Here is a 21,953-nt window from a genome sequence, read left to right as displayed (position 1 = left end):
GGGTCTGGTCAAAGCTTGGAGCGATAACAATGAAAAACGGTTGGACCTGGATCAGCGCCCTGATGGCAAGCACGGTAATGAGCGCCGCAGCCCTGGCGCAGGCCGAAGAAAGCATCACCTTTGAAGCGGGCAATGGCGAAACAGTCGAGGCCTTTCGTGGTTCCTTTGACGTGCCCGAAAACCGCGCGGACCCGGACAGCCGCATGATCACCATTGGTTATGTGCGTTTCCCGTCCACGAGCGAAACCCCGGGTGATCCGATCGTTTATCTCGCCGGGGGCCCCGGTGGGACCGGTACGGGTACGGCACGTGGCCAGCGCTTCGCGCTCTTCATGTCGATGCGCGAACATGGCGATGTGATCGCCTATGACCAGCGTGGCACCGGCCTGTCCGAAAACGATCTGCCACGCTGCCAGTCCAGCTATGGCGGAGATGACCTCGCCCTGCAGACGGATGAAGAGTTTGCCCAGGACCAACGTGATGCCATCGAGGAATGTGGCGCTTTCTGGCGTGAGGCTGGTGTTGATCTCGATGGCTATACGACGCTTGAAAGCGCCCGGGACCTGTCGGACCTGCGCGAGCATCTCGGCGCCCAGCAGCTGGACCTGTGGGGGATCTCCTATGGTTCCCACCTGGCGCTGGCCGCCATCAAGGAAATTCCGGACGAGATCGACCAGGTCGTGCTGGCTTCGGTGGAAGGTCTGGACCAGACCGTGAAAATGCCGGCCCGTACGGATGCCTATTTTGGGCGTCTTCAGGCCGCAGTGAATTCCCAGCCGGCAGCCGCAGCACGCTATCCCGATATCGCCGGCATGGTTCGTCGTGTGCTTGGCCGGCTGGAAGCGGAGCCGATGCTGCTGGATATCCCGCAGCGTGACGGTTCCGTTGCCCAGCTGTTGGTGCAGCGCCACCATGCCCAGCAGTTCGCGTCCATGCTGATCTCCGATCCGCAGAACGCCGCTATCCTGCTAGCCCTGTTCGCTTCGCTGGATGCGGGCGATACACGCCTTTTGACGGGCCTGTTGCAGCGTTTCCATACGCCGAACGAAACTATCGGACTGCGGGCCATGCCGACGGCGATGGATATCGCGTCCGGTATCGACAGCGCTCGCCTGGCGGCCTTCCAGCGGGAAGCAGCAACCGGTCTTGTCGGCGGCTATCTCAACTTTCCGATGCCGCAGGTCTTCGGTGCCTGGGACGGGTTTGATCTGGGTGATGAATTCCGCGAGGCCCCGACGGGCGATGTAGAAGTGCTGGTCCTGTCCGGCACGCTGGATGGACGCACCTATGTTGAAAGCCAGGCCGAGGCTGTCGCCGGCCTGCTGAATGCCCACATCGTCACCGTCCACAATGCGGGCCACAACCTGTTCATGAGCTCGGATGAGATCCATGACACCATCCATGCCTTCATGCGCCGCGAGGGCGGTCTGGCCAGCGATATCACCGTTGATCTGCCGGACATGACGCAATTGCCGTTCTAGGCAACTCGCGTGAGAGGCGAGAATCGGGTCGTATGGCCTGATGTCTCGCCCGCTCTACAGACTTTACGGCCTCAAGCTTTCCTATTTCACAGGAAAGCTTGAAGGCTATCTGCGCGCCAAGGGCGTGCCCTATGACTATGTCGAGATGGATATGGCGACGTTCCGGTCCTGCGCCGCAGAGACCGGAATCTCGCAAATGCCCCAGCTGGAATGCGAAGACGGCAGCTGGATGACGGACACATCCGATATCATCGCCCATTTCGAGGCCTATTGGCCCAATCCGCGCTTCAAGCCGGGCCCGCCCGCCGTCGCTTTCGCCAGCCTGCTGCTGGAAGATTTCTTCGACGAGTGGCTGTGGCGCCCGGCACTGTATTATCGCTGGGCCTTCAAGCCGGATTCGGAATTGATGAGCGGACAGCTGGCCGATGGCTTGCTACGGGACGTCAAGGCACCGCGTTTTGTCCGGCAGCGTTTCATTCGCCATCGCCAGCAAAAGCAGTTCCTTAAACAGGATGGTGTCACCGCCGAGACGGCGCCGCTGATCGAGAACCTCCTGCTAGAGGTCCTCGATATGCTGGAAGTGGTCTTCGAGGATCGCCTCTTCCTGTTCGGAGACCGGCCCTGCGAGGCCGATTTCGGCCTGTTCGGGGCGATGCATCGTCATTTCTCCTATGATCCGACACCCCACGCCCTGTTGCGTGAAAAGGCACCACACACGCTCAACTGGACGGCGCGGCTCTGGGCCACGACACCGGAGAGCCTGCGCGACAGTGTCGCTGCGCAGCGCATCCCGCCGGATCTCGGCCCGATCTTCGCGCTGCTGGGACGCCAGTACCTGCCGTATCTGCACTACAACACGGTGGCGATGGCCGGGGGGCATGAGAATGTGTCCTGGGAGGAGGAGGGGGTGACCTGGACCGTCCCGGTCAATCCCTATCGGGCACGCTGTCTCGAGGCGTTGAAACTGCACTACGCCAAGCTGGAGGAACCGGCCCAGAAGGTGATCCGCATTCTGGTGGGCGACAGTCATGCCATTCTGGCAGACACCAGTACTGGCCAAGTCGAACTTCCCGCCAGACCGGACAAGAAGGCGCCGCTCGACCACCGCTGGCGCAAGGCCTAGCCCAGCATGCCGAGGCGTGGGCTGGCGTTGCTGAGAAAAATTTCAGCCCGCTGCATCCAAATACATCCGTGGCGGCAACTCACAGACGAAAACAAACAAGAAAGCGAGGTTTGTCGTGGCAGATTTGTTCGAGAATTACTGGTGGCTTCTGTTCCCGCTGGGCTTCTTCCTGTTCATGGGCTGGGCCAGTTTCATGAGCTACAAGCAGACAAAGGCGAAGATCGACCTGCTCAAGACCTATGCGGCCGCCGGAAAGGAACCCCCGGCTACGCTGGTGGAAAGCTTGGACAAGATTGAAAGTCGTGATCACGCCGACTGGCACGACAAAGATGATGGCAGCGGGGCAGGCGGCAATGCTTTCCTGGTCGTCCTCTTTGTGGGGCTCGGTGCTGTGTTTGCCTATGAAGGGTATGCGGGCATTCTGGGCATGGGCGAGGTCGCCTATTTTGTCTCCATGATCATGGGCGTGATGGCCGCAGCCTTCCTGGTCGGCGGAATCTTCAAGTCGGGCAAGAAGTCGGACTGATGAACCAGGCTCAGACGGATGCGGACCTGGTGTCCGCATCCCTGGCGGGGTCTGATGCAGCCTTTTCACGACTGGTGGACAGGCACCAGCAAGCCCTTCGCAGCTTCTTGCGACGTGTCAGCGGCAATGAAGCCGACGCTGACGAGCTGGCCCAGGAGGTGTTTCTCGCGGCCTGGACCAAGCTGAAGCTCCTGCGGTCGCCGGACAAATTCCGTTCCTGGCTGTTTGGCATGGCCTGGAGCATGAACAAGACGTTCCGGCGTAGCGCCGCCCGGCGCCGGGCGCGCGACGAGGCATGGCAGGATCTCCAGCCGCAGACGGCAACGCCGCAGGACGAGCTGCGCCTGGCGTTGAACAAGGCCATGGCCGAGCTGGGAGAGGATCAACGCGCCGTTGTCGCGCTGTGCCTGGCCGGGGGCTGGACGCATGATGAAGCGTCAGGGGCTTTGGATATTCCGCTGGGGACGGTAAAGTCACATGTAAGTCGCGGCCGGGCGCGGCTTGAACAGATACTCGGAGACGGCCATGAGCGGTGAAAACGCACTCGACAGCCTGTTTGCACTCGACGAAGCCCCTGCAGTCGACCCGACTTTCCGGGCCGGGGTGATGCGCGCGGTCGCGCAAAGGCGTTTCAGGATCGAGCTGGCCATTTTCGCAGCGTCAGCCCTGTTCATGCTGATTGTGCTCTTCCTGTCGGGAGACGCGCTGATGGCAGCAATCACCCAAATCCTTTCCAGCCTGGGTGACGTGGGTATTGTTCTGGTGATCGCAGGCGTGGTGGCCTTTCTGGGACATGCCATCGTCACGCGAACCATCCGCTTGCCGGTGCGCGTGTTTTCCTGATCTGAGCACATGCAAAACTCTTGGTTATGAACTGAATCACCTATAGTTGGCGGTCAGATAGGGGAGGCGTTCATGCTTGTACTGGTTGCCGGCCTGGTATTGTTCATCGGCGTCCATTCGCTGCGTCTTGTTCCGGGGGGCCGCGACAAGCTGCAAGCCCAGCTCGGAGAAATGCCCTACAAGTTGGGCTACACAGTCATCTCGCTGGTCGGCTTTGCCCTGATCATCTATGGCAAGATCATCGCGCATCCGCCGGTCGTGGTCTGGTATCCGCCGGAGTGGACGCGTCATCTGGCTTTCACCCTGGTCCCCGTCGCGCTCATCCTGATCGTGTCGGCCTATGCGCCGGGACATATCCGTCGCTGGGTGCGCCATCCCATGCTCGCCGGTACGATGTTGTGGGCCTTTGGGCACCTGGTGGCCAATGGCGAGTTGAGCGCGGTGTTGCTGTTTGGATCTTTCTTCGTCTGGTCGGCAATCACCTTCATTGCGTCCTGGATGCGTGAGACCCCGCCACCCATCGTAAAGGGCTGGGGCGGCGATCTTACCGCCATCATCCTGGGTGTTCTTGCAGCGCTTATCTTGATGAATATACACATGTATTTGTTCGGCGTGGTGATTATTGGATGATCTGTGCATCCAAAATCGCCCTGACCCGCATCTAATGGTCAGAAACGGCGTGCAGCGCGCCGGTCGAGTACAAGGAGAATAAAAATGGAAATCTCTACTATGCTGGTTGCGATGTCGCCGTTCCTGATGGTTGTTGCCATCGTCTGGATCGCGTTCAATGCAAACACCCAGCGTCGCAAGGCAACGTTGGCCACCATCGAGGAAGCCATTCGTGGTGGTCAGCAAATGACTCCGGATACGATCAAAGCGCTCGGAATGCCGCAGAAGTCTAGCGCCAATGGCGACCTCAAGGCTGGATTGATCCTGATCGCCGTTGCCGCCGGCTTCCTGGTTCTGGGCTGGGCGATTGGCTCCGTGGAAGGTGATCAGGAGGCCATGTTCATAATGCCAGCTATCGCGTCCTTCCCGGGTTTCATCGGTCTGGTTCTTGTTGGGTTCGGTCTGATGGGCCGGAAAAAAGAACAACAGGACGCGGCTTAAGCCGTAATTTGGGAACCGGGATCTAAGTCATGGCGGCATCGGACGAAGAACTCACGGCACTGGTTGTTGCCACGCGCAACAGCGCAGCCTTCGGCGAGCTTGTCCGGCGCCACCAGACCCTGGTCCGGGCCATGCTGCAGCGGATGTGCCGGAACCACGCCCTTGCCGATGATCTCGCCCAGGATACCTTTGTCCGGGCCTTCGAGAAGATCGGCAGTTTCAAGGGCACCGGCTCATTCAAGTCCTGGCTATGTTCGATTGCCTATACAGAGTTCTTGAAGTCAGCCAGGAAACGCAAATCCGCCGACCGTTTGCTGGAGCAATACCAGCAGGGTGCAGAGGAGAGTGAAGCGCCACGTGACATGGGAAATGTCGTAGACCTTGATCGCGCGCTCGCTACACTCAAGGATGAAGAACGTGTTGCCGTCGTTATGTGCTATTCTTGCGGAATGTCGCATTCGGAGGCAGCAGAGGCGACAGGAATGCCGCTGGGGACTGTAAAGTCACACGTGAACAGAGGCCGAGCCAAGCTCCAGGCTTTTTTCACCGAAGCGGAGGTAACTGTGAGATGACCATGGAAGATGCATTTGACGCACGCCTGAAAGCCGCTTTCGCCGCAGCTGCGAAACCGCTTGAAGAAGATAAAAGTGCTGATGCCTTCGCGCAGAGCGTGATCGCCAAGCTCAACAACCCGGATCGCAAGCGGGTGCTGATCCTGGGCGGAGCCGGGTCCACCGGATCGGCGATTGCGGGAACGCAGCTCGAAAGTGTTCTGGGCAATATCCAGATCCCGGCCGAGGGCATTATGGCCAATGCTTCCTTCCTGATGTCACCGGAAACCATGGCCGCTGCCGCAATGGCACTCGCTGCCGGCATGGTTGCTCTGGTCTTGCCTCGCCGGATTCTCCAAGGCGGATAAGCCACTCTTTTGCACTGCAGCATTATCGTCTAGATTGGCGGCTTCAAATTGCTTTGAGGCCGCCTTTTCATGTCTGCACAAACTCAAGTTCGCCGCATTACGGCTCCGGATATTCGTGCCCGCAAGGGCGGTGAGCCGCTGGTCTGCCTGACGGCCTATGACGCGCCGATGGCCCGCATTCTCGATCCGCATTGCGACCTGCTGCTGGTCGGTGACAGTGTCGGCATGGTGGTGCACGGGTTGGACAGCACGATCGGCGTGACGCTGGACATGATGATCATGCATGGCAAGGCCGTCATGCGGGGCTCCAGACGGGCGCTGGTAGCGGTCGACATGCCGTTTGGCTCCTACGAGGCCAGCCCGCAGCAGGCGTTCGAGAACGCAGCGCGTATCATGTCCGAAACCGGTTGCCAGGCGATCAAGATCGAAAGCGGCACCTATGCCGCTGAAAGCATTGCCTTCATGGCAGAGCGTTCCATTCCGGTGGTTGGTCATATCGGGCTTCGCCCGCAGGCAGCGCTGGCCGATGGTGGTTTCAAGGCCAAGGGCCGTACCGATGCAGAGCGCCAGCGTGTTATCGACGAGGCCCGCGCTACAGCCGATGCCGGTGCCTTTGCCATCGTCATCGAGGGGGTGGCAGAAAACCTGGCGGACGAGATCACTCAGGCGGTCGATGTTCCGACCATCGGGATTGGTGCGTCATCGGCTTGTGACGGTCAGATTCTGGTCACCCAGGACATGCTGGGCGTGTTCGAGTGGACACCGAAATTCGTCAAGAGATACGACAACATGGCCGAACGGACGGACGCTGCAGTGGCGCGTTACGCCGAGGAAGTGCGCTCGCGGGACTTCCCGTCCAGTGCCGAGGTCTACACACTCGAGCGCAAGGACGGTTGACGCCTGTTGCCGCAAGGCGCTGAGACGGCTAGGGTCCGCCCCGAATATCTGTTTCAGGGAGTCTGGCCGAAGTGGTCGATGTTTTTGAAGAAGTCGAAGAAGAGCTTCGCAACGACAAATATCAGGAAGCGCTGAAGAAATGGGGCCCCTGGGTGGGTGGCGCTGCTGCCGCTATTGTCGTGGGCGCGGCTGGTATCCAGTTCTGGGATTACTGGCGCACCTCTCAGCTCCAGGAAAGCTCTGACGCCTATCGTGAAGCTGTCAGCAATTTTGAATCCGGTGAGTTCGCTCTTGCGGATGCCGGGTTTGACACGCTGACCCGCGAAGGAACGTCCGGTTATGTGCTGATGGCACAGATGCGTCGTGCTGAAATTGCCCTCGAGAACGGCGAGAACGAAACGGCGGCCAGCCTGTTCGACCAGATCGCTGCCTCGACCTCTGACCAGATCATCTCCGACATGGCCCAGCTCAAGGCCGTCTGGGCCCGCTGGGAAACGCTCAGCTTCGCCGATGTGGAAATCCGCGTCAGCCCCCTGGCGGGCGCGTCGTCTCCCTATCGCCTGCTGGCGCGCGAAACGATTGGTGCCGCTGCCTTGCGGGCGGGTGATCTCGAGCGAGCCGAGAGCGAATACCAGCTGTTGACCTTCGCACTTGATGCGCCGCAGGGCGTTCAGCGTCGCGGGCAGGAAGCCCTGGCCCTGATCGAGTCCCTGTCTTCGGTCCAGGAAGCGCCTCTCGAGGAAGCGGAAGCCGAAGCGGCGACCGACCCTGTGGACACCCCGGACAATGCTGCTGAGGAAGCCGGCAATGATTGATGTAAAGCGTACGCGTTCTCTTCTTCTCGCGCTGGCCCTGGCGCCGGTTGCAGCCTGTTCCTCACTTCCCGATCCGGGTGATGCGCTGGATTTCATTCCGGGCATCGGAGGTGGCAGTGATGCCCCTGAAGAGACGGCTCCGACGGACGGTCGCATCTCGATCCTTGATTTCGAGGTTGGGCTGCAGGCCGGTGCGGAACTGCCGCCTGTCCAGTTGCCGACCGCTTATGTCAACACGGTCTGGCCGGGGCCGGATGGATATCCGACCCATTCGCTGCAGCACACGCAGGCTTCTGGAAACCTGGATATTATGTGGCGCGAAAGTGTCGGGCAGGGCTCTGACAATAGTCACCGCCTGAATTCGCGTCCGGTCGTTGCCGACGGTCGGGTCTTCATGATCGACGCTCGCGGCGAAGTGTCTGCGATTGATGCGGATACGGGCAATCGTGTCTGGTCTCGTCGCCTGGAAGGTCCGAATGAACGCGATCGCATGGCCTTTGGCGGTGGTCTGGCGTTTGATTCCGGCCGTATCTATGCACACGCCGGCTATAATTATTTTGTCGCTCTTGATGCCCAGACCGGCAGCGAGATCTGGCGCAGCGAAATCATCGTACCGTTCCACGGCGCTCCGACGGTGGCTGACGGACGTGTTTTTGTGGCGTCTGACGATAACGAGATGCTCTCGCTCGACGCTGCGACGGGTACGGTGAACTGGACCTATCAGGGCATCGTCGAGACGGCACGCCTGATCACATCGCCAAGCCCGGCAGTTTTGGGTGACATCGTTGTTGCGCCGTTCGCTTCCGGCGAACTGGTCGCGCTTCGGGTCCAGAACGGAAACCCGCTGTGGTCCGACAGCCTGGGCAGTTCCGGGTCCATGACCGCCATGTCCGAGATCAACGACGTTGCCGGCAGCCCGGTGATCGTCGACAACATGGTCTATGCGATGAGCCATTCCGGCACCCTGGTGGCTATCTCCCTGCGCTCTGGCGAGCGTGCGTGGGAATTGCCAGCCGGTGGTCTGCACGCACCGTGGGTTGCGGGTGATTATCTTTATGTTGTCACCACGGAATCCCAGGTCGTCTGCGTCAATCGCCTGAGTGGCCAGGTGCACTGGATCACCCAACTCCAGCAGTTCGAGAACCCGCGCAAGCGTGAGGATCGTATTGCCTGGTCCGGCCCGATCATGGCCGGCGGCCGCGTTTTTGTGACCTCCAGTCATGGCGAAGCTGTGCTTTTAAACGCCTATGACGGTTCGGAGATGCGTGAGTACGATCTGCGTGACGAGGTATATGTCGCGCCCGTTATTGCCAATGAGACGATCTATGTCGTCACCGACGAAGCGCGGGTAATCGCGCTGCGATAGGCCAAAACCGAATGACTGATAATCTGCCCCGCATTGCCGTCGTTGGACGTCCCAATGTGGGCAAATCGACCCTGTTCAATCGTCTGGCGGGCAAGCCGCTGGCGATCGTGGATGACCGTCCCGGCGTGACGCGGGACCGGCGCGAGGCGCGTGGCCGCCTGGGTGAGATGGAGCTGCTGCTCATCGACACCGCCGGTTACGACGATGCCGAAAAGGACGGGCTGGACGCCGAGATGCGCACCCAGACCGAAATGGCCATCCATGATGCCGATGTCTGCCTGCTGCTGATTGATGCCCGTGCCGGTATCACGCCGCTCGATGAGATCTTTGCCGATGTCATGCGCAAGTCCGGCAAGCCGGTGATCCTGTGTGCCAACAAGGCCGAGGGCAAGGCAGGTCTGGGCGGTCTGATGGACGCTTATGCGCTGGGCCTGGGCGAGCCGATCGGCCTGTCCGCGGCCCATGGCGATGGCATGAGTGATCTTTACCAGTCCGTCTACGAGGCGCTGGGTTCGCCCAAGCGTCGTCGCAAGAAGGATGAGGACGAGGAACCGCCGCTGCGCATCGCCGTGATCGGTCGTCCCAATGCCGGCAAGTCGACGCTCATCAATACACTGATCGGTGAGGAACGCCTGATCACGGGCCCCGAGGCCGGCATCACGCGCGACGCCATCGCTGTTGACTGGATGTGGGATGGTCGCCGCGTGCGCCTGCACGACACCGCCGGCCTGCGCAAGCGCGGCAAGGTCAAGGACCGTCTCGAACGCATGAGCGCCGCAGACACGCTGCGCGCGGTGAAGTTTGCCGAGGTGGTGCTGTTGCTCGTCGATGCCCAGCATCCGCTGGAGAAACAGGACCTGCACCTGGCGGACATGGCCTACAAGGAAGGCCGCGCCGTTGCGATTGCCATTTCCAAATTCGACCTGGTGCCAAATCGCACGGCCTTCCTGAAAGAGATGCAGCTGGAGTTCGAACGCCTCCTGCCGCAGATGACCGGTGCGCCCTTGCTGCCGATCTCCTCGGTCAAGAACAAGGGGCTGGATGAAATCATGCCGGCCCTGTCTCGCCTGCACAAGGATTGGGACGCCAAGATCAAGACGCGCGATCTCAATGACTGGCTGCAGGAAATGATCGAACGCCACCCGCCACCCTCCGTGGCGGGGCGCCGAATCCGTCCGCGCTACCTCACCCAGACCAAGGGCCGCCCGCCGACCTTCGTGTTGATGTGTTCACGTGGTTATGCCCTGCCGGACAGCTATAAACGCTATCTGATTAACGGCATCCGCGAGGCCTTTGACATGCCGGGCATCCCGATCCGGCTGATCGTGAAGTCGGGCAAGAACCCGTATGCGGATCGGAAGAATCCGGACGCACGCACCAAGCGAACCTAGGCTGCTTAGGTGAGGGCAACGGAGAATCGGCTGGCGGCCTGATTTTACCGTTGCTTTCACCGTCAAACTCCTGCTGACAGTGCCCTTTGCTCTACCTACTTGCCGTCGGTGATTGTGACAGGGAATGCAGTCGCCCATCAAAATACCACCATTCGATGCCCGGCAATTCTGCATTGAGGCGCTCCAACAAGGCCCAGCCCCGGTCATAAAACCTTGTAGCTGCCTCGGAAGACTGGAACCCCACTTTGGCGGGAAAAGCGGGGTCGGCCAAATCTTACAGGCTGTCGAACTCTTCCGACCAACAATCAATGTCGCGAGTCAGTTCCTCCGATACACCCAGTGCCGAAGGGGAAATATTGGACGGCTCATCCATGTCCCAAAGCGCCCAGCACCGCACTTCAGCCATCAACTTGATCCGACGTTTCGCGTTTATCCGCAGACCGTCAGCTTCGGGATGCCAGGTTTGAAATCTATAAATGGGACAGAAACATTTTTCGGGCCGGGTAATCGCGCTCTGTCACGTATGGATTGGGGAACAGGATCAGAGAAAAGGTGTCTATCCCGGTTTGTTCCGCAACATTTATTCTCTGGACGAGTAGTACTTATCTATCCTCGCTAGAACTCCTCACCGTTCTCAGATTCCCATTGCGCCCGATACTTCCAAATTGAATCCGGGTCCACTAGTTGCGAATACGTGAATTCTGATGCGATAGACAGCTTAGAAAAGGCACCGTGCGTGGTTACTTGACCTCGCTCCACAAAACATACTCGCCAATCACTCGAACTGTGCCGCACTATGACGCGGCGCTCTTCGTACCGCCCTTCTTGCCCCGTTTTGCAGATCTCAACGCGATTTCCATCGATTCCGCTTTTAGAGAGCGCATATCTCAAGAGCGCGTAAATCTTACGCTCCTCATCACTCAAGAAATCTAATTTGGATTTTGACTTAAAGAACATGCGGTCCTCAGTTTAATCTCTTTCCTGTAGCCACTTCGCAGAAATTCTCTGCGTGGACATTTGGGCGCTGGACAACACAGAGACACACGCCAAGCATTCCCTGTCCAGACACGGGCGTTCACTTGCGCGGGGGCGTAGCGGGCGGGAGGATTGGTCTCCGGCCCGTCCAGCCCGCCCAACGGATAGCCTGTCTTGGTGAAATATCCCACCGGTGCCTCGCGCATTTTACGCGCGAGAGTTCTTCGCTGTTTCCCGATAGGCGCGCGGTGTCATGCCTGTCACCCGTTTGAACGCGGTGTAGAAGGTCGAGCGCGTGTTGAACCCCACATCCAGCGCGATGGTCAGTACGGTCACCTTGCCTTCGGCGATGTGGGGCAGGGCGGCTTCGATGCGCCAGCGATTGACGTAGTCGAAAAACGTCTCCTCTAGCGCCTCGTTGAGTGTCTGGGAGACATGATTGCTGGCCATCCGGACATGCCGCGCCAGCTTGGTGAGGGACAGGTTGGGATCCAGATAGAGCCTGTCATCCTGCATGGCCTGTTCCAGTCGCTCTGCTATTCGCGCCGCGTCGGTCTCGCTGAGAGCGGATTTCTTGTATTTTTGAAAGTGTTCGACAGGGGCCTGCTCCGGCAACGGGGCGTGGGCGGGCTCTGCTGGTGTGACCAGGCCATTATCCTGTACCAGGCCGCGAAGGCTGAGGACGAGGATCAGCAGCAACACCATGACAGGACCCAGACTGGCGGGAAGGTGTATCCCACCCCAGACATTGTCGAGCACAAGCAAGATGATCGCAGCTGACCAGAGCGCAGCGATAGCCAGAATGATGCCGCTAAGCCAGAACAGATCCCGTCCATCCGTATTGGACAGATTGTCCCGCAATAGTCGGCGGTGGCGGATGAGGCGGCGCTGGACGGCGATCCCGTATCCCGCGGAAACAGGCGTCCAGCTGATGACCAGGATGAACAGGACAAGGGCGACCGCTGCGGCGTGATCAGTTCCGTCCAGATCGCCGGAAACGAACATGGCCAGGCGAACCTCTGCCGGCAGCGTGATGATGCTCAGAAGGCCGAGGCCGCCGCACAACGGCGCGATGGCATGTGTCCAGTGAGGTGTGACGGGCGCGCTTTCGGGGGCCTGGGTCAGCGAGAGCGTGTACAGCCAGAACAGTACGGGCAGGGCATAGAGCGCGAACAGTACAACGCTCATGATGACCGGATAGAGCGGCGCAAAGAGTGCCGCGCTGATCGGGCCGGAGGCCAGACCGCCCAGGCAGATAAAGATCAAAGAGAGCCATCGGCTGTGTGGTGCCAGCGCTGCCCTGGAGAGGAGAAGAATGGCGCACAGGCTGGCTTGCCCGAATGCTGCGGCTGACAGGATAAGGGCCAACGGGTCCGGGATGATCGAAAGAGGCATCATACTCCCGCCTTAGACAGGCCAGGGGCCCCTGTAAATGTCTCTCGTGCCCACATGTGTCCAAGCCTGTCGGTCCGGACAGTCGTCTGTCCGGGCGTGCAGGCTTGGGCGCGCGAGTGTTCTGGAGCTGTGAGTGTGCGTGGTGTTTGAAACTACGCAGGATCATTTCGATGCCGATCGACTATCTCAGCCTCGTTCATATCATCACCGGGACGCTGGCCCTGGCCGGCGGTGTGCTTGCTCTTGTCGCGCCCAAGGGGCGCCACTGGCACCGGCAAGGAGGGAGAATTTTCTTCTGGGCCATGCTGGTCTCTGCTATGAGCGGCAGCCTTTTGGGGCTGTTGGAACCGGAGCGTCTGTTGATCACTGCGCTGGCGGGCGTTCTGACCCTTTACCTCCTGCTTTCAAGCCGCCGCGCCGCGCGTAATCGAAGCGGCAGGTTTGAGCGTATGGACGGAGCGCTGTTTGCAGCCGTTGTGGTGTTGATCCTGCTGCTCGCCGGCCTGGGCGGTTTCGCCCTCCAGCAGGCAGACGGACGGCTATTGGGCTTCGCTGGCGAAGACTATTTCATGCTGGCCGTTATGGCGGGGCTGGGCGGCTGTGCGGACGTCACGCTGGTCTTTCGCAAGCAAATGTCCGACCGGCACAGGATTGCGCGTCATCTCTGGCGCATGGGGCTGGCTTTCTTCATCGCCGTCGGCTCGGCATTCACGGGACCCGGAGTGGGCGTTTTCCCCGAGGCATTGCGATCCAGTGGCCTTCTGGCGGCGCCGGAAGGGATAACCGCACTCGTGATCCTGTTCTGGTTGGTACGGACGGTATTCAACCGTCCTCGTCCTGTGCCTGGAGATGCATCATGAGCGAGATAAGCCTGGTTGGGCAAATCCATTTCGCCATAGGAAGCTTGAGCTTGCTGGCGGGTTTTGCCGCATTTCTTCTACCCAAGGGACGCCCGACCCATGTGACTGCCGGGCGGGTCTTTGCGATCAGCATGCTGCTGCTGTGTGCCAGTGGCCTCTACATGAGTATCACGCGGGAAATCGTCTTCACCGTCTTCCTGTCCCTGTTCGCAGCGCATGCGGTCACGACTGGCTGGCTGGCGGCCGTACGACGCTCCGGTCAGATGGGGATGCCCGAGCGGGCTCTGGCTTTGCTGATTGCGGGGGTGGGGCTCGCCAGCCTCGTCACGGGCATGTGGGTGATGAACGCCGCGTCCGGAGAACTGGACGGTCTGCCACCCGTCGGATTTTTCAGCCTGGGCGGGGTCGCCATCCTGATCGCCCTGATCGATCTCCAGGCACTTGCCCGGCGAATGGTGTCGCCCAAGCACAGGATCGCCCGTCATGTCTGGCGGATGGGTTTTTCCATGTTCATCGCGACATTCATCTTCTTTTTCGGCAATAATCATGTCCTGCCGGAGCTGTTGCGGGCGGAGGTTGCGCTGATCATTCCGGTGCTTGGCGTGGTGCTCGCGACCTTTATCGCATTGGTGCGAGTGCTTGTCCGATCGCGGTGGCTGGTGGACTAGTTCTTGAGGCGGTCCGAGAGGGCCTCGACACTCTCGAAAAACCGCTCGCGCAATTCCGCGGAATAGGGATTGTGTTTCTCGATGGCCCGGAAGAGGGCGTCGCTGTCCTGGGCGACCAGGCCGGCGGCTTCCATCAGGAGATCGTAGCTGCGTGTGGTGTAGGCGGCCGGGGTGGCGTCGATTTCGGTGATGACCTTGGCGACCAGATGGGTGAGGCCCTGAACGCGGGCCATGGTCCTGTCATGGGTGTCGGCGTCGGAGACATGAACGTCCAGCTTGAGGCGCTCGGCCAGGAAGTCGCGCTCGCAGCTGACATCCTCGCCATGGGACGGGCAGAGCACGATGGGCAGGCCTTCAAGGCCGGTCACGGCGGATTGCGGGCCGAACAGCGGGTGCGTGCCGACGATCTCGCAATGGTCGGGCAGGGCGTCGCGCATGGCCTGCATGGGGCGCAGCTTCACCGAACCGACATCGTAGATCCGGGTGCCCGGCTGGACCAGCGGGGCAAGCGCGGTCGCGACTTCGCCGATCGCCTGGACCGGGGCGGCGATGACGATACGTTTGCAGGCGGCGACGTCTTCCAGGCTTGCAGAAGCCGTGCGTCCCGGCTGGGCATCATGAATAACCAGGTCGAAATGCGGTCCGAGGTGGCTGCAGGCAAGGCGCCCGAAAGCGCCATATCCGATCCAGCCGAGTTTCATGGATCAGGCCGATTGCAGCGCTTGCGAGAAATCGATGATCTCGCCATGTCGCGTGCACTCAGGCGAGACCAGTTCGGCGAAATGCGGCCACAGATCTGCAGGAGCAGGCAGTGTCATCGGGTCTTCGCCCGGGAAGGCCTTGGCGCGCATTTGTGAGCGGACGGCACCGGGGTAAGCGATATTGATGCGCAGACTGTCCTGCTGGTGTTCATTCGCCCAGGACTGGACCAGGGCATCCATGCCGGCCTTGGAGGCGGCATAGGGCGCCCAGAAGGCACGGCGTGAGCGTGCAGCACCGGAGGAGACAAACACCGCGCGACCGGCGTCGGACGCGAGAAGTGGTGCTTCGAAGGCGCGGATCATGCGCGCCGGCGCGAGCAGGTTCACACCGATAACCTCATGCCAGGTTTTGGCTTTGACCTGCGAAGCCGGCGTCAGGACGCCCAGGGCGCCCGCATTGGCAATCAGGATGTCCAGCTTCTCCCAGCGTTCCATGATAATCTGGCCGAGCTGTTCGATACCGTCTTCCGACATCAGGTCCATCGGTACGAGGGTCGCGCTGCCGCCGGCCGCGCGAATGGCATCATCGAGTTCCTCAAGCCCGCCAGTCGTGCGGGCCGAGGCGATGACATGAGCGCCGGCCTTGGCCAGCTCCAGGGCTGTGGCATAGCCGATGCCACGCGACGCTCCTGTGACCAGGGCGAGGCGTCCGGAAAGATCGATTTGGGTCATGCGTCTACCAGGAGAGAGAGCTGGAATTCCTTGGCCGAGAGATCGCGGTCGTGATCCATCAGGCGCGTGGGATACTGGCCAGTGAAATAGTGATCTGACAACTGCGGCACGCGGTTATTGCGCGGTTCGCCGACAACAGCCTGGTAAAGACCGTCGACAGTAAGGAAGGCTAGGCTGTCTGCCTCGAGCTTTTCAGCCATTTCCTCGACTTCCATATTGGCGGCGATCAGCTCTTTCTGACCGGCCATGTCGATGCCGTAGAAGTCCGGGAATTTGATCGGCGGACAGGCCGAGCGGAAATGCACTTCAGCTGCACCGGCCTCACGCATCATGCGTACAATCTTCAGCGAGGTCGTACCGCGCACGATGGAATCATCGATCAGAAGGACGCGCTTGCCCTTGACCGCTGCCGCATTGGCAGAGTGCTTGCGTCGGACCGAGAGGTCGCGGCGGTCCTGGGTCGGCTGGATAAAGGTCCGGCCGACAAAGTGCGAACGGATAATACCCAGCTCGAAGGGAATACCACTGGCCTCGGCATAGCCGATGGCAGCGGGAACGCCACTATCGGGAACCGGGATGACGACATCGACATCCACCGGGTTCTCGATCGCCAGCTGACGGCCCATCTGCTTGCGTGCCTCATAAACGGAGCGGCCACCAATGACCGAGTCCGGACGGGCGAAATAGATGTATTCGAACGCACAGACACGCGCGGTGCGTTCCGGAGCAAACCGTTCCGAACGCAGGCCATTTTCGTTGACGACCACCGCCTCACCCGGCTCGATCTCGCGCTCGAACGTCGCGCCGACCATGTCCAGGGCACAGGTCTCGGAGGCGAATACATAAGCGTCTCCAATCCGGCCCATCACCAGCGGGCGGATGCCATAGGGATCGCGCGCGGCGACGATGCGGTCATTGATCAGGACCACAAAAGCAAAAGCGCCCTCAATCTGTTTGAGGGCGTGCAGGACACGATTGGTCAGCTTGTTTTTGGTTGATTGTGCGGCCAGGTGGAGCACGACCTCACTGTCGGAGGTGGACTGGAAGATGGCGCCCTTCGAGACCAGCTCTTCTCGCAAGACCCGGGCATTGGTGAGGTTGCCGTTATGCGCCAGGGCGACACCGCCGCCGCGAACGTCGGCATAGAGCGGCTGCACATTGCGCATCACCGACGCGCCCTGGGTCGAGTATCGGGCGTGACCGATGGCACTGCGCCCGGGCAGGCGTTGCGGCAGGTCCGGCGAGGCGAAATTCTCACCCACCAGGCCGAGATAACGTTCATTGTGGAAACGCGATCCGTCATGCGTGGCGATGCCACAGGATTCCTGCCCGCGATGTTGCAGGGCATGCAGGCCAAGTGCGGTCAGGACGGCAGCGTCATCAGCGCCGTAGACTGCAAATACGCCACATTCTTCCTGGGGGCGGTCTGTTTCTGGATCGTAGGTTAGCGTAGCCGGGAATGCCTGATCAGCGCTCATCCATCATCATCCTGGTCATCCGTGGTCGAACCAATGAGGTCATCTAGTCGGTTTCGGTCACGTCTGCCATAAGAAGTGTCATCATTTCTTATAGTTTCTGCAATCGGGTCATCCGCGGCGGCCGGAAGACGGTCGGTTTCGGCGATTCTGGAGGTTTCCGGCGCCAATACCTGCAGCGCTCTCGCCGTGGCGTTGACCACCGGATAAATGCGCGCTGTGGTAACCCAGCTGGGCGGGCGACCGTTCTCGCCAAAGATGGCGGCGATGAAAATCACGCTGAGGCCCAGAAGCACCAGTCCCCTGATTACACCGAATGCAAAACCGAGTGTGCGATCAACGACGTTGACATCCTCGCCCTTGGCCAGGCCGCTCGACAGCGAGCTGGTGACGAAGGTCACCGCCAGATAGATGATGATGAAGACAAACCCGCCAACAGCCAGCGGAGCCAGCCAGTCCGGGTCGATCATGTCGCGAGCAGGGTTGATGAAAGCGGGCAGAGACCACAGCGTGGCCAGTGATGCGGCGACAAAGGCGGTGACTGACAGGGCCTCGCGGACAAAACCACGAACCAGGGCCAATAATCCGGACACCAGGACAATGGTGAAACCGATACCGTCAAATGCACTCAAAGACCCGTCCATCGCGGTGTCTCCTTACTCGCCCGCCAACGCTTTCAGAGTTTGCACCAATTCGAGCGCTGTGGCCACGCTTTGAATGGTCACGTGACCGGCATCACTCTTGGCGGACTCCGGGGCGATGGCCCGTTCAAATCCGAGCTTGGCGGCCTCTTTCAGGCGCGCTTCGCTGCGTCCAACGGGCCTAACATCGCCGGAAAGACTAATTTCTCCGTAAACAACCGTCTTGGCGGGCAGGGCGACCTCGAACGCGGCAGCGACAATGGCGGCGGCAACGGCGAGATCGGCGGCAGGCTCATTGATTTTCAGACCACCGGCGACATTGAGGAAAATGTCGTGATTGCCGAACGATACGCCACAGCGTGCTTCCAGCACGGCCAGCACCATGGCGAGGCGTCCACTGTCCCAGCCGACCACGGCCCGGCGCGGATTGCCAAAAGCGGCGGGAGCGACCAGGGCCTGGATTTCAGAAAGAACCGGCCGGGTGCCTTCCATTCCGGCGAACACGACCGAGCCTGCGGTTCCATCCTCTCGACCATCGAGAAATAGCGAGGAGGGGTTGGCAACTTCGCCCAGGCCCTTGTCGCCCATTTCGAACACGCCGATCTCGTCCGTGGGGCCAAAACGGTTCTTGACCGCGCGCAGGATGCGGAACTGGTGGGAGCGCTCGCCCTCGAAATAGAGCACCGCATCGACCATGTGTTCAACGACACGCGGACCGGCGATCTGGCCGTCCTTGGTGACGTGGCCGACGATGATCACGGTGCAATTGCGTTTCTTGGCATAACGCACCAGCTCCTGCGCACAGGCCCGGACCTGGGCCACGGTGCCGGGCGCTGCCGTTAGCTGGTCTGACCAGAGCGTCTGGATGGAATCGACAACCACAACATCGGGTTTTTCCGATTTCAGCCCGTCCAGGATGTTATTGAGCGACGTCTCGGCTGCCAGCGAAACCGGGGCGTCAGCGAGCCCAAGGCGCTTGGCGCGGCGGCGGACCTGGGCCACGGCTTCCTCGCCCGAGATATAGATCGCGCGGTGTTTGCTCATCGCCAGGCGAGCCATCAGCTGGAGCAGCAGGGTCGATTTGCCGATACCCGGATCACCGCCCACCAGAACCGCGGAACCGGGAACCAGCCCGCCGCCGCAGACCCGGTCCAGCTCTGACATGCCGGAAATCAGGCGCGGCGGTTCCGGCGTATCTGCTCCGAGATCAACCAGATCCAACCGCGCGGCACGTCCGCGTTTCTTGGGCGCGGACGCCTGTGTTCCCAAGGGCGCAGCTGGAGCTTCCTCGACGAGGGAGTTCCATTCGCCGCAATCATCACAGCGGCCCGCCCATTTGGAATGAACTGCGCCACAGGACTGGCACACAAATATCTTATCGCTTCTCGCCATGAGACTCGCTCCGTCGCCCTGACCACAATGTTCTCATTATGTTCTGCTCGTGGCAAGGGGATTTAGCGGCGATAGACCCGGTTGAAACGCAAACCAAGGCGTACAAGCAATTCATAGGAGATCGCTCCGGCATGGTTGGCCAGCGCGTCGAGATCCTCGCTCAGAAAACACACCGGATCACCCGGCCTGGGCTCGCCTTCGTAGTTCGATAGATCCACGGAAATGAGATCCATGGATACCCGACCCAGTATCGGCACCGCCTGCCCGTTGAGGCGGGCAATGCCGCCTTCGCCACAGGCCCGCAGAATACCGTCGGCATAACCCGCTGCGACAGTTGCTGTCCGGGTCGGTTTGTCCGCGGTCCAGGTGGCACCATACCCAATCTGGTCACCGGGCTGGAGTTTTCGCAGCTGCAGGATGGGCGCCTCGATCTGCACACAGACCTGGAAAGGCGAAGCCGAGGCTGGATTGGGGGCGCCGCCGTAGAGCGCAAGGCCGGGGCGCAGGACATCGAAATGATAGTCAGAACCGAGCAATGTACCGGCCGAATTCGCCAGACTGATCTTGATCTCTTTACCGGAGCGCGCTGCGATCGTGCGAAAACGTTCAAGCTGGGTGGCGTTGAGGGCATGCTTTGGGTCGTCCGCACAGGCCAGATGACTCAGGTGCTGACGCACTTTGAGCGTCTCTGGGAGGTCGCTGCCCAGATAGGTCTCTGCCTCGCGCGCATCCAGTCCTAGTCGATTGATACCGCTGTCGAAATGGATCGCGCATGGAAGGTCGGGTGCAATTTCGCGCAGCTGCCGGGCCTGACCCAGATCATTGATCACCGGGAAGAGATCAAATTCACGCAGGGCCGGAAGTTCAGCCGGCCAGAAGCCGTTAAAGACGAAGATTTCGGCATCTACGCCTTTCAGGGCACGCCGCGCTTCTTCACCTTCTGACATGTGCGCCACGTAGAAATGCTTGCAACCCGCATCGGCGAGGGCCGGAACCACTTCGGTCGCGCCCAGCCCATAGGCGTTTGCCTTTACGACAGCACCCACGGCCGAGTGCGGGGCCATGGCCTGCAACGTCTTGTAATTGGATTGTATTTTCGCGAGATCGACGATCAGGCGTGGCGCGGGCTGGGGCAGTCGATCAATATTCCGGTTCGTCAAAACGCGTCTCGATATCGTGGAACTTCGTACGGGCACCGTCGAACGCCACCTTGGCCGTTCCGATTGCCCCGTGACGCTGCTTGCCGATGATGACTTCGGCCAGTTTCTCGATCCTGCGGAATTCTTCTTCCCAGGCCAAGTATTCCGGCGTGTCCTCACGCGGCTTCTCGCGTTCCTTGTAGTACGCTTCACGATAAACGAACATCACCACGTCTGCATCCTGCTCGATCGAGCCGGATTCACGCAGGTCCGAAAGCTGCGGCTTCTTGTCTTCCCGCTGCTCCACCTGACGCGAAAGCTGGGAGAGGGCGATGACAGGAACATTGAGTTCCTTGGCCAGTGCCTTGAGGTTCTGGGTAACGTCGGAAATTTCCTGTACCCGGCCTTCACCGCTCTTCGAGGACGTCACCAGCTGCAGATAGTCGACCACGATGAGATCCAGGCCATGTGTCCGCTTGAGCCGTCGAGCACGAGCAGCCAGTGCGGAAATGGGCAGGCCACCGGTATCGTCGATGAACATCGGCAGGCTCTGGATTTCCAGCACCGCGTCGCGGATTTCCTCGTACTGGGTGGCGTCAATCGTACCCTGGCGGATCATATAGCCGGGAATGCCGGTATAGTCTGCGATCAGACGGGTCGCGAGCTGTTCGGCGGACATCTCGAGTGAGTAGAAGCCGACCACGCCGCCATTGACGGTTTTCTTGGTGCCGTCCGGCTGCATCTCGAACTGGTAATTCTTGGCGACATCAAAGGCGATATTGGTGGCCAGCGAGGTCTTACCCATCGAGGGGCGACCGGCCAGGATAATGAGGTCTGACGGGTGGAGACCGCCGAGTTTCTCGTCCAGCGCTTTCAGGCCGGATGAAATACCTGACAGGCCACCATCACGCTCATAGGCAGCCGCAGCCGTCTCGATGGCTTCGGCCAGGGCCTGTTTGAAGCCGACAAAACCGCGGGAAGAGGAGCCTTCCTCGGCGAGATTGTAGAGCTTCTGCTCGGTGTGCTGGATCAGTTCGCGCGGTTGGGCATCTGATTGCTGGGTGGCATTGTTGGACAGCTCGTCACCAATGCGGATCAGCTCGCGGCGCAGGGCCAGCTCATAGACGATGCGCGCGTATTCCTGTGACGCCGCGCTGTCGGCCGCGCTTTCGATCAGTACGGCCAGATAGGTTGCGCCACCGATTTCCTTGAGGCCGTCATCGCGCTCGAAATGGGTTTTCAGGACCACGGCATCGGCCAGTGAGCCCTTGCCGATCAGATCGGTCGCCGTCTCGTAGATGCGTGCGTGAACCGGATCATAGAAATGCTCCGCCTTCAGCCAGTCCGCGACCCGGTGGAAGACTTCATTGTCATAGAGCAACGCCCCCAGAAACGCCTGTTCAGCGTCCAGATTGTGCGGGGCGGTATCCAGTTCAGGTTCGGTGTCGAAGGGAAGAAGCGCGTTTTCCATGGACCTTACCTAGCCCGATCCGGGCACGCGCGG

The 21,953-nt window shown here is 60.4% G+C and carries 24 protein-coding genes; 15 read left to right on the top strand and 9 right to left on the bottom strand.

The genetic code is table 11. The features are described 5' to 3' along the window. The first annotated feature begins 29 nt into the window (after window positions 1-29). From JJ889_RS14540 to der, 13 genes are all read left to right on the top strand, one after another. The gene (locus JJ889_RS14540; RefSeq protein ID WP_291896326.1) at window positions 30-1,481 is read left to right on the top strand and encodes an alpha/beta hydrolase; all 1,452 of its coding nucleotides are present in this window, start codon (window positions 30-32) and stop codon (window positions 1,479-1,481) included. Window positions 1,482-1,521: 40 nt separating this feature from the next. Next, window positions 1,522-2,604, top strand: coding sequence for a glutathione S-transferase family protein (locus JJ889_RS14535; protein ID WP_291896324.1), 1,083 nt, complete (start codon window positions 1,522-1,524; stop codon window positions 2,602-2,604). A gap of 115 nt (window positions 2,605-2,719) precedes the next feature. Next, entirely contained in the window at window positions 2,720-3,130 is a 411-nt protein-coding gene (locus tag JJ889_RS14530) for a hypothetical protein (RefSeq protein ID WP_291896322.1), read from the top strand. Next, window positions 3,130-3,666 carry an RNA polymerase sigma factor gene (locus JJ889_RS14525; RefSeq protein ID WP_291896320.1) on the top strand — a complete coding sequence of 179 codons (537 nt, stop codon included), beginning with the start codon at window positions 3,130-3,132 and terminating at the stop codon, window positions 3,664-3,666. Before JJ889_RS14530 ends, JJ889_RS14525 begins: the two co-directional genes overlap by 1 nt. Further along, window positions 3,656-3,973 carry a hypothetical protein gene (locus JJ889_RS14520; protein WP_291896319.1) on the top strand — a complete coding sequence of 106 codons (318 nt, stop codon included), beginning with the start codon at window positions 3,656-3,658 and terminating at the stop codon, window positions 3,971-3,973. Before JJ889_RS14525 ends, JJ889_RS14520 begins: the two co-directional genes overlap by 11 nt. A 72-nt stretch (window positions 3,974-4,045) precedes the next feature. Further along, complete coding sequence (locus JJ889_RS14515) at window positions 4,046-4,603, top strand: NnrU family protein (RefSeq protein WP_291896318.1); 558 nt, start codon at window positions 4,046-4,048, stop codon at window positions 4,601-4,603. Between the two features lie 84 nt (window positions 4,604-4,687). Continuing rightward, window positions 4,688-5,083, top strand: a complete 396-nt coding sequence (locus JJ889_RS14510) for a DUF6249 domain-containing protein (RefSeq protein ID WP_291896317.1) — start codon at window positions 4,688-4,690, stop codon at window positions 5,081-5,083. Between the two features lie 29 nt (window positions 5,084-5,112). Then, on the top strand, window positions 5,113-5,655 hold the full coding sequence (locus tag JJ889_RS14505) for a sigma-70 family RNA polymerase sigma factor (protein WP_291896316.1): 543 nt from the start codon (window positions 5,113-5,115) through the stop codon (window positions 5,653-5,655). 2 nt (window positions 5,656-5,657) lie between these two features. Then, window positions 5,658-6,002, top strand: a complete 345-nt coding sequence (locus JJ889_RS14500) for a hypothetical protein (RefSeq protein WP_291896315.1) — start codon at window positions 5,658-5,660, stop codon at window positions 6,000-6,002. A gap of 69 nt (window positions 6,003-6,071) precedes the next feature. After that, window positions 6,072-6,899, top strand: a complete 828-nt coding sequence (gene panB / locus JJ889_RS14495; protein WP_291896314.1) for a 3-methyl-2-oxobutanoate hydroxymethyltransferase — start codon at window positions 6,072-6,074, stop codon at window positions 6,897-6,899. Window positions 6,900-6,970: 71 nt separating this feature from the next. Further along, window positions 6,971-7,714 carry a tetratricopeptide repeat protein gene (locus tag JJ889_RS14490; RefSeq protein ID WP_291896313.1) on the top strand — a complete coding sequence of 248 codons (744 nt, stop codon included), beginning with the start codon at window positions 6,971-6,973 and terminating at the stop codon, window positions 7,712-7,714. Further along, on the top strand, window positions 7,707-9,080 hold the full coding sequence (locus JJ889_RS14485; RefSeq protein WP_291896312.1) for a PQQ-like beta-propeller repeat protein: 1,374 nt from the start codon (window positions 7,707-7,709) through the stop codon (window positions 9,078-9,080). Before JJ889_RS14490 ends, JJ889_RS14485 begins: the two co-directional genes overlap by 8 nt. 11 nt (window positions 9,081-9,091) lie before the next feature. Beyond that, window positions 9,092-10,471 (top strand): ribosome biogenesis GTPase Der, encoded by a 1,380-nt coding sequence (der, locus tag JJ889_RS14480; protein WP_291896311.1) that lies wholly within the window; start codon window positions 9,092-9,094, stop codon window positions 10,469-10,471. Between the two features lie 274 nt (window positions 10,472-10,745). Here the strand turns inward: der and JJ889_RS14475 are convergent, their stop codons facing one another. Together JJ889_RS14475 and JJ889_RS14470 are read right to left on the bottom strand one after the other, a co-directional pair. Beyond that, complete coding sequence (locus JJ889_RS14475) at window positions 10,746-10,877, bottom strand: hypothetical protein (protein ID WP_291896310.1); 132 nt, start codon at window positions 10,875-10,877, stop codon at window positions 10,746-10,748. Window positions 10,878-11,653: 776 nt separating this feature from the next. Further along, the gene (locus JJ889_RS14470; RefSeq protein ID WP_291896309.1) at window positions 11,654-12,844 is read right to left on the bottom strand and encodes an AraC family transcriptional regulator; all 1,191 of its coding nucleotides are present in this window, start codon (window positions 12,842-12,844) and stop codon (window positions 11,654-11,656) included. 167 nt (window positions 12,845-13,011) lie between these two features. Here JJ889_RS14470 and JJ889_RS14465 point away from each other — a divergent pair, with 167 nt between their 5' ends. Then, the gene (locus JJ889_RS14465) at window positions 13,012-13,701 is read left to right on the top strand and encodes a DUF2306 domain-containing protein (protein WP_291896308.1); all 690 of its coding nucleotides are present in this window, start codon (window positions 13,012-13,014) and stop codon (window positions 13,699-13,701) included. Further along, complete coding sequence (locus JJ889_RS14460; protein WP_291896307.1) at window positions 13,698-14,369, top strand: hypothetical protein; 672 nt, start codon at window positions 13,698-13,700, stop codon at window positions 14,367-14,369. Before JJ889_RS14465 ends, JJ889_RS14460 begins: the two co-directional genes overlap by 4 nt. Here the strand turns inward: JJ889_RS14460 and JJ889_RS14455 are convergent. The 7 genes from JJ889_RS14455 to JJ889_RS14425 form a co-directional block, all read right to left on the bottom strand. Next, entirely contained in the window at window positions 14,366-15,070 is a 705-nt protein-coding gene (locus tag JJ889_RS14455; protein WP_291896306.1) for a prephenate dehydrogenase, read from the bottom strand. The two genes, JJ889_RS14460 and JJ889_RS14455, sit on opposite strands and share 4 nt — an antisense overlap. A 3-nt stretch (window positions 15,071-15,073) precedes the next feature. Next, window positions 15,074-15,802, bottom strand: a complete 729-nt coding sequence (locus JJ889_RS14450; RefSeq protein ID WP_291896305.1) for an SDR family NAD(P)-dependent oxidoreductase — start codon at window positions 15,800-15,802, stop codon at window positions 15,074-15,076. Continuing rightward, a complete protein-coding gene (gene purF, locus JJ889_RS14445; protein ID WP_291896304.1) occupies window positions 15,799-17,280 on the bottom strand; it encodes an amidophosphoribosyltransferase in 1,482 nt (493 codons plus the stop codon). The genes JJ889_RS14450 and purF overlap by 4 nt, the downstream gene beginning before the upstream one ends. Continuing rightward, on the bottom strand, window positions 17,277-17,921 hold the full coding sequence (locus JJ889_RS14440) for a CvpA family protein (RefSeq protein WP_291896303.1): 645 nt from the start codon (window positions 17,919-17,921) through the stop codon (window positions 17,277-17,279). The genes purF and JJ889_RS14440 overlap by 4 nt, the downstream gene beginning before the upstream one ends. Before the next feature lie 12 nt (window positions 17,922-17,933). Further along, window positions 17,934-19,310 carry a DNA repair protein RadA gene (gene radA, locus JJ889_RS14435; RefSeq protein WP_291896302.1) on the bottom strand — a complete coding sequence of 459 codons (1,377 nt, stop codon included), beginning with the start codon at window positions 19,308-19,310 and terminating at the stop codon, window positions 17,934-17,936. A 62-nt stretch (window positions 19,311-19,372) separates the two neighbouring features. Next, window positions 19,373-20,470, bottom strand: a complete 1,098-nt coding sequence (gene alr / locus JJ889_RS14430) for an alanine racemase (RefSeq protein WP_291896301.1) — start codon at window positions 20,468-20,470, stop codon at window positions 19,373-19,375. After that, window positions 20,451-21,920, bottom strand: a complete 1,470-nt coding sequence (locus tag JJ889_RS14425) for a replicative DNA helicase (RefSeq protein ID WP_291896300.1) — start codon at window positions 21,918-21,920, stop codon at window positions 20,451-20,453. The genes alr and JJ889_RS14425 overlap by 20 nt, the downstream gene beginning before the upstream one ends. Window positions 21,921-21,953 lie beyond the last annotated feature (33 nt).

The sequence above is a fragment of the Maricaulis sp. genome (assembly GCF_017643475.1).
Lineage (GTDB): Bacteria > Pseudomonadota > Alphaproteobacteria > Caulobacterales > Maricaulaceae > Maricaulis.
Note: the sequence above shows the minus strand (reverse complement) of the source record. Positions and strands in the feature narration are given on the sequence as shown.

Coding starts and splice junctions, on each gene's coding strand:
- JJ889_RS14540 (WP_291896326.1), top strand. CDS start 30: ATGAAAAACGGTTGGACCTGGATCAGCGCCCTGATGGCAAGCACGGTA.
- JJ889_RS14535 (WP_291896324.1), top strand. CDS start 1,522: ATGTCTCGCCCGCTCTACAGACTTTACGGCCTCAAGCTTTCCTATTTC.
- JJ889_RS14525 (WP_291896320.1), top strand. CDS start 3,130: ATGAACCAGGCTCAGACGGATGCGGACCTGGTGTCCGCATCCCTGGCG.
- JJ889_RS14520 (WP_291896319.1), top strand. CDS start 3,656: ATGAGCGGTGAAAACGCACTCGACAGCCTGTTTGCACTCGACGAAGCC.
- JJ889_RS14515 (WP_291896318.1), top strand. CDS start 4,046: ATGCTTGTACTGGTTGCCGGCCTGGTATTGTTCATCGGCGTCCATTCG.
- JJ889_RS14510 (WP_291896317.1), top strand. CDS start 4,688: ATGGAAATCTCTACTATGCTGGTTGCGATGTCGCCGTTCCTGATGGTT.
- JJ889_RS14505 (WP_291896316.1), top strand. CDS start 5,113: ATGGCGGCATCGGACGAAGAACTCACGGCACTGGTTGTTGCCACGCGC.
- JJ889_RS14500 (WP_291896315.1), top strand. CDS start 5,658: ATGGAAGATGCATTTGACGCACGCCTGAAAGCCGCTTTCGCCGCAGCT.
- panB (WP_291896314.1), top strand. CDS start 6,072: ATGTCTGCACAAACTCAAGTTCGCCGCATTACGGCTCCGGATATTCGT.
- JJ889_RS14485 (WP_291896312.1), top strand. CDS start 7,707: ATGATTGATGTAAAGCGTACGCGTTCTCTTCTTCTCGCGCTGGCCCTG.
- der (WP_291896311.1), top strand. CDS start 9,092: ATGACTGATAATCTGCCCCGCATTGCCGTCGTTGGACGTCCCAATGTG.
- JJ889_RS14475 (WP_291896310.1), bottom strand. CDS start 10,877: ATGGCTGAAGTGCGGTGCTGGGCGCTTTGGGACATGGATGAGCCGTCC.
- JJ889_RS14470 (WP_291896309.1), bottom strand. CDS start 12,844: ATGATGCCTCTTTCGATCATCCCGGACCCGTTGGCCCTTATCCTGTCA.
- JJ889_RS14465 (WP_291896308.1), top strand. CDS start 13,012: ATGCCGATCGACTATCTCAGCCTCGTTCATATCATCACCGGGACGCTG.
- JJ889_RS14460 (WP_291896307.1), top strand. CDS start 13,698: ATGAGCGAGATAAGCCTGGTTGGGCAAATCCATTTCGCCATAGGAAGC.
- JJ889_RS14455 (WP_291896306.1), bottom strand. CDS start 15,070: ATGAAACTCGGCTGGATCGGATATGGCGCTTTCGGGCGCCTTGCCTGC.
- JJ889_RS14450 (WP_291896305.1), bottom strand. CDS start 15,802: ATGACCCAAATCGATCTTTCCGGACGCCTCGCCCTGGTCACAGGAGCG.
- purF (WP_291896304.1), bottom strand. CDS start 17,280: ATGAGCGCTGATCAGGCATTCCCGGCTACGCTAACCTACGATCCAGAA.
- JJ889_RS14440 (WP_291896303.1), bottom strand. CDS start 17,921: ATGGACGGGTCTTTGAGTGCATTTGACGGTATCGGTTTCACCATTGTC.
- radA (WP_291896302.1), bottom strand. CDS start 19,310: ATGGCGAGAAGCGATAAGATATTTGTGTGCCAGTCCTGTGGCGCAGTT.
- JJ889_RS14425 (WP_291896300.1), bottom strand. CDS start 21,920: ATGGAAAACGCGCTTCTTCCCTTCGACACCGAACCTGAACTGGATACC.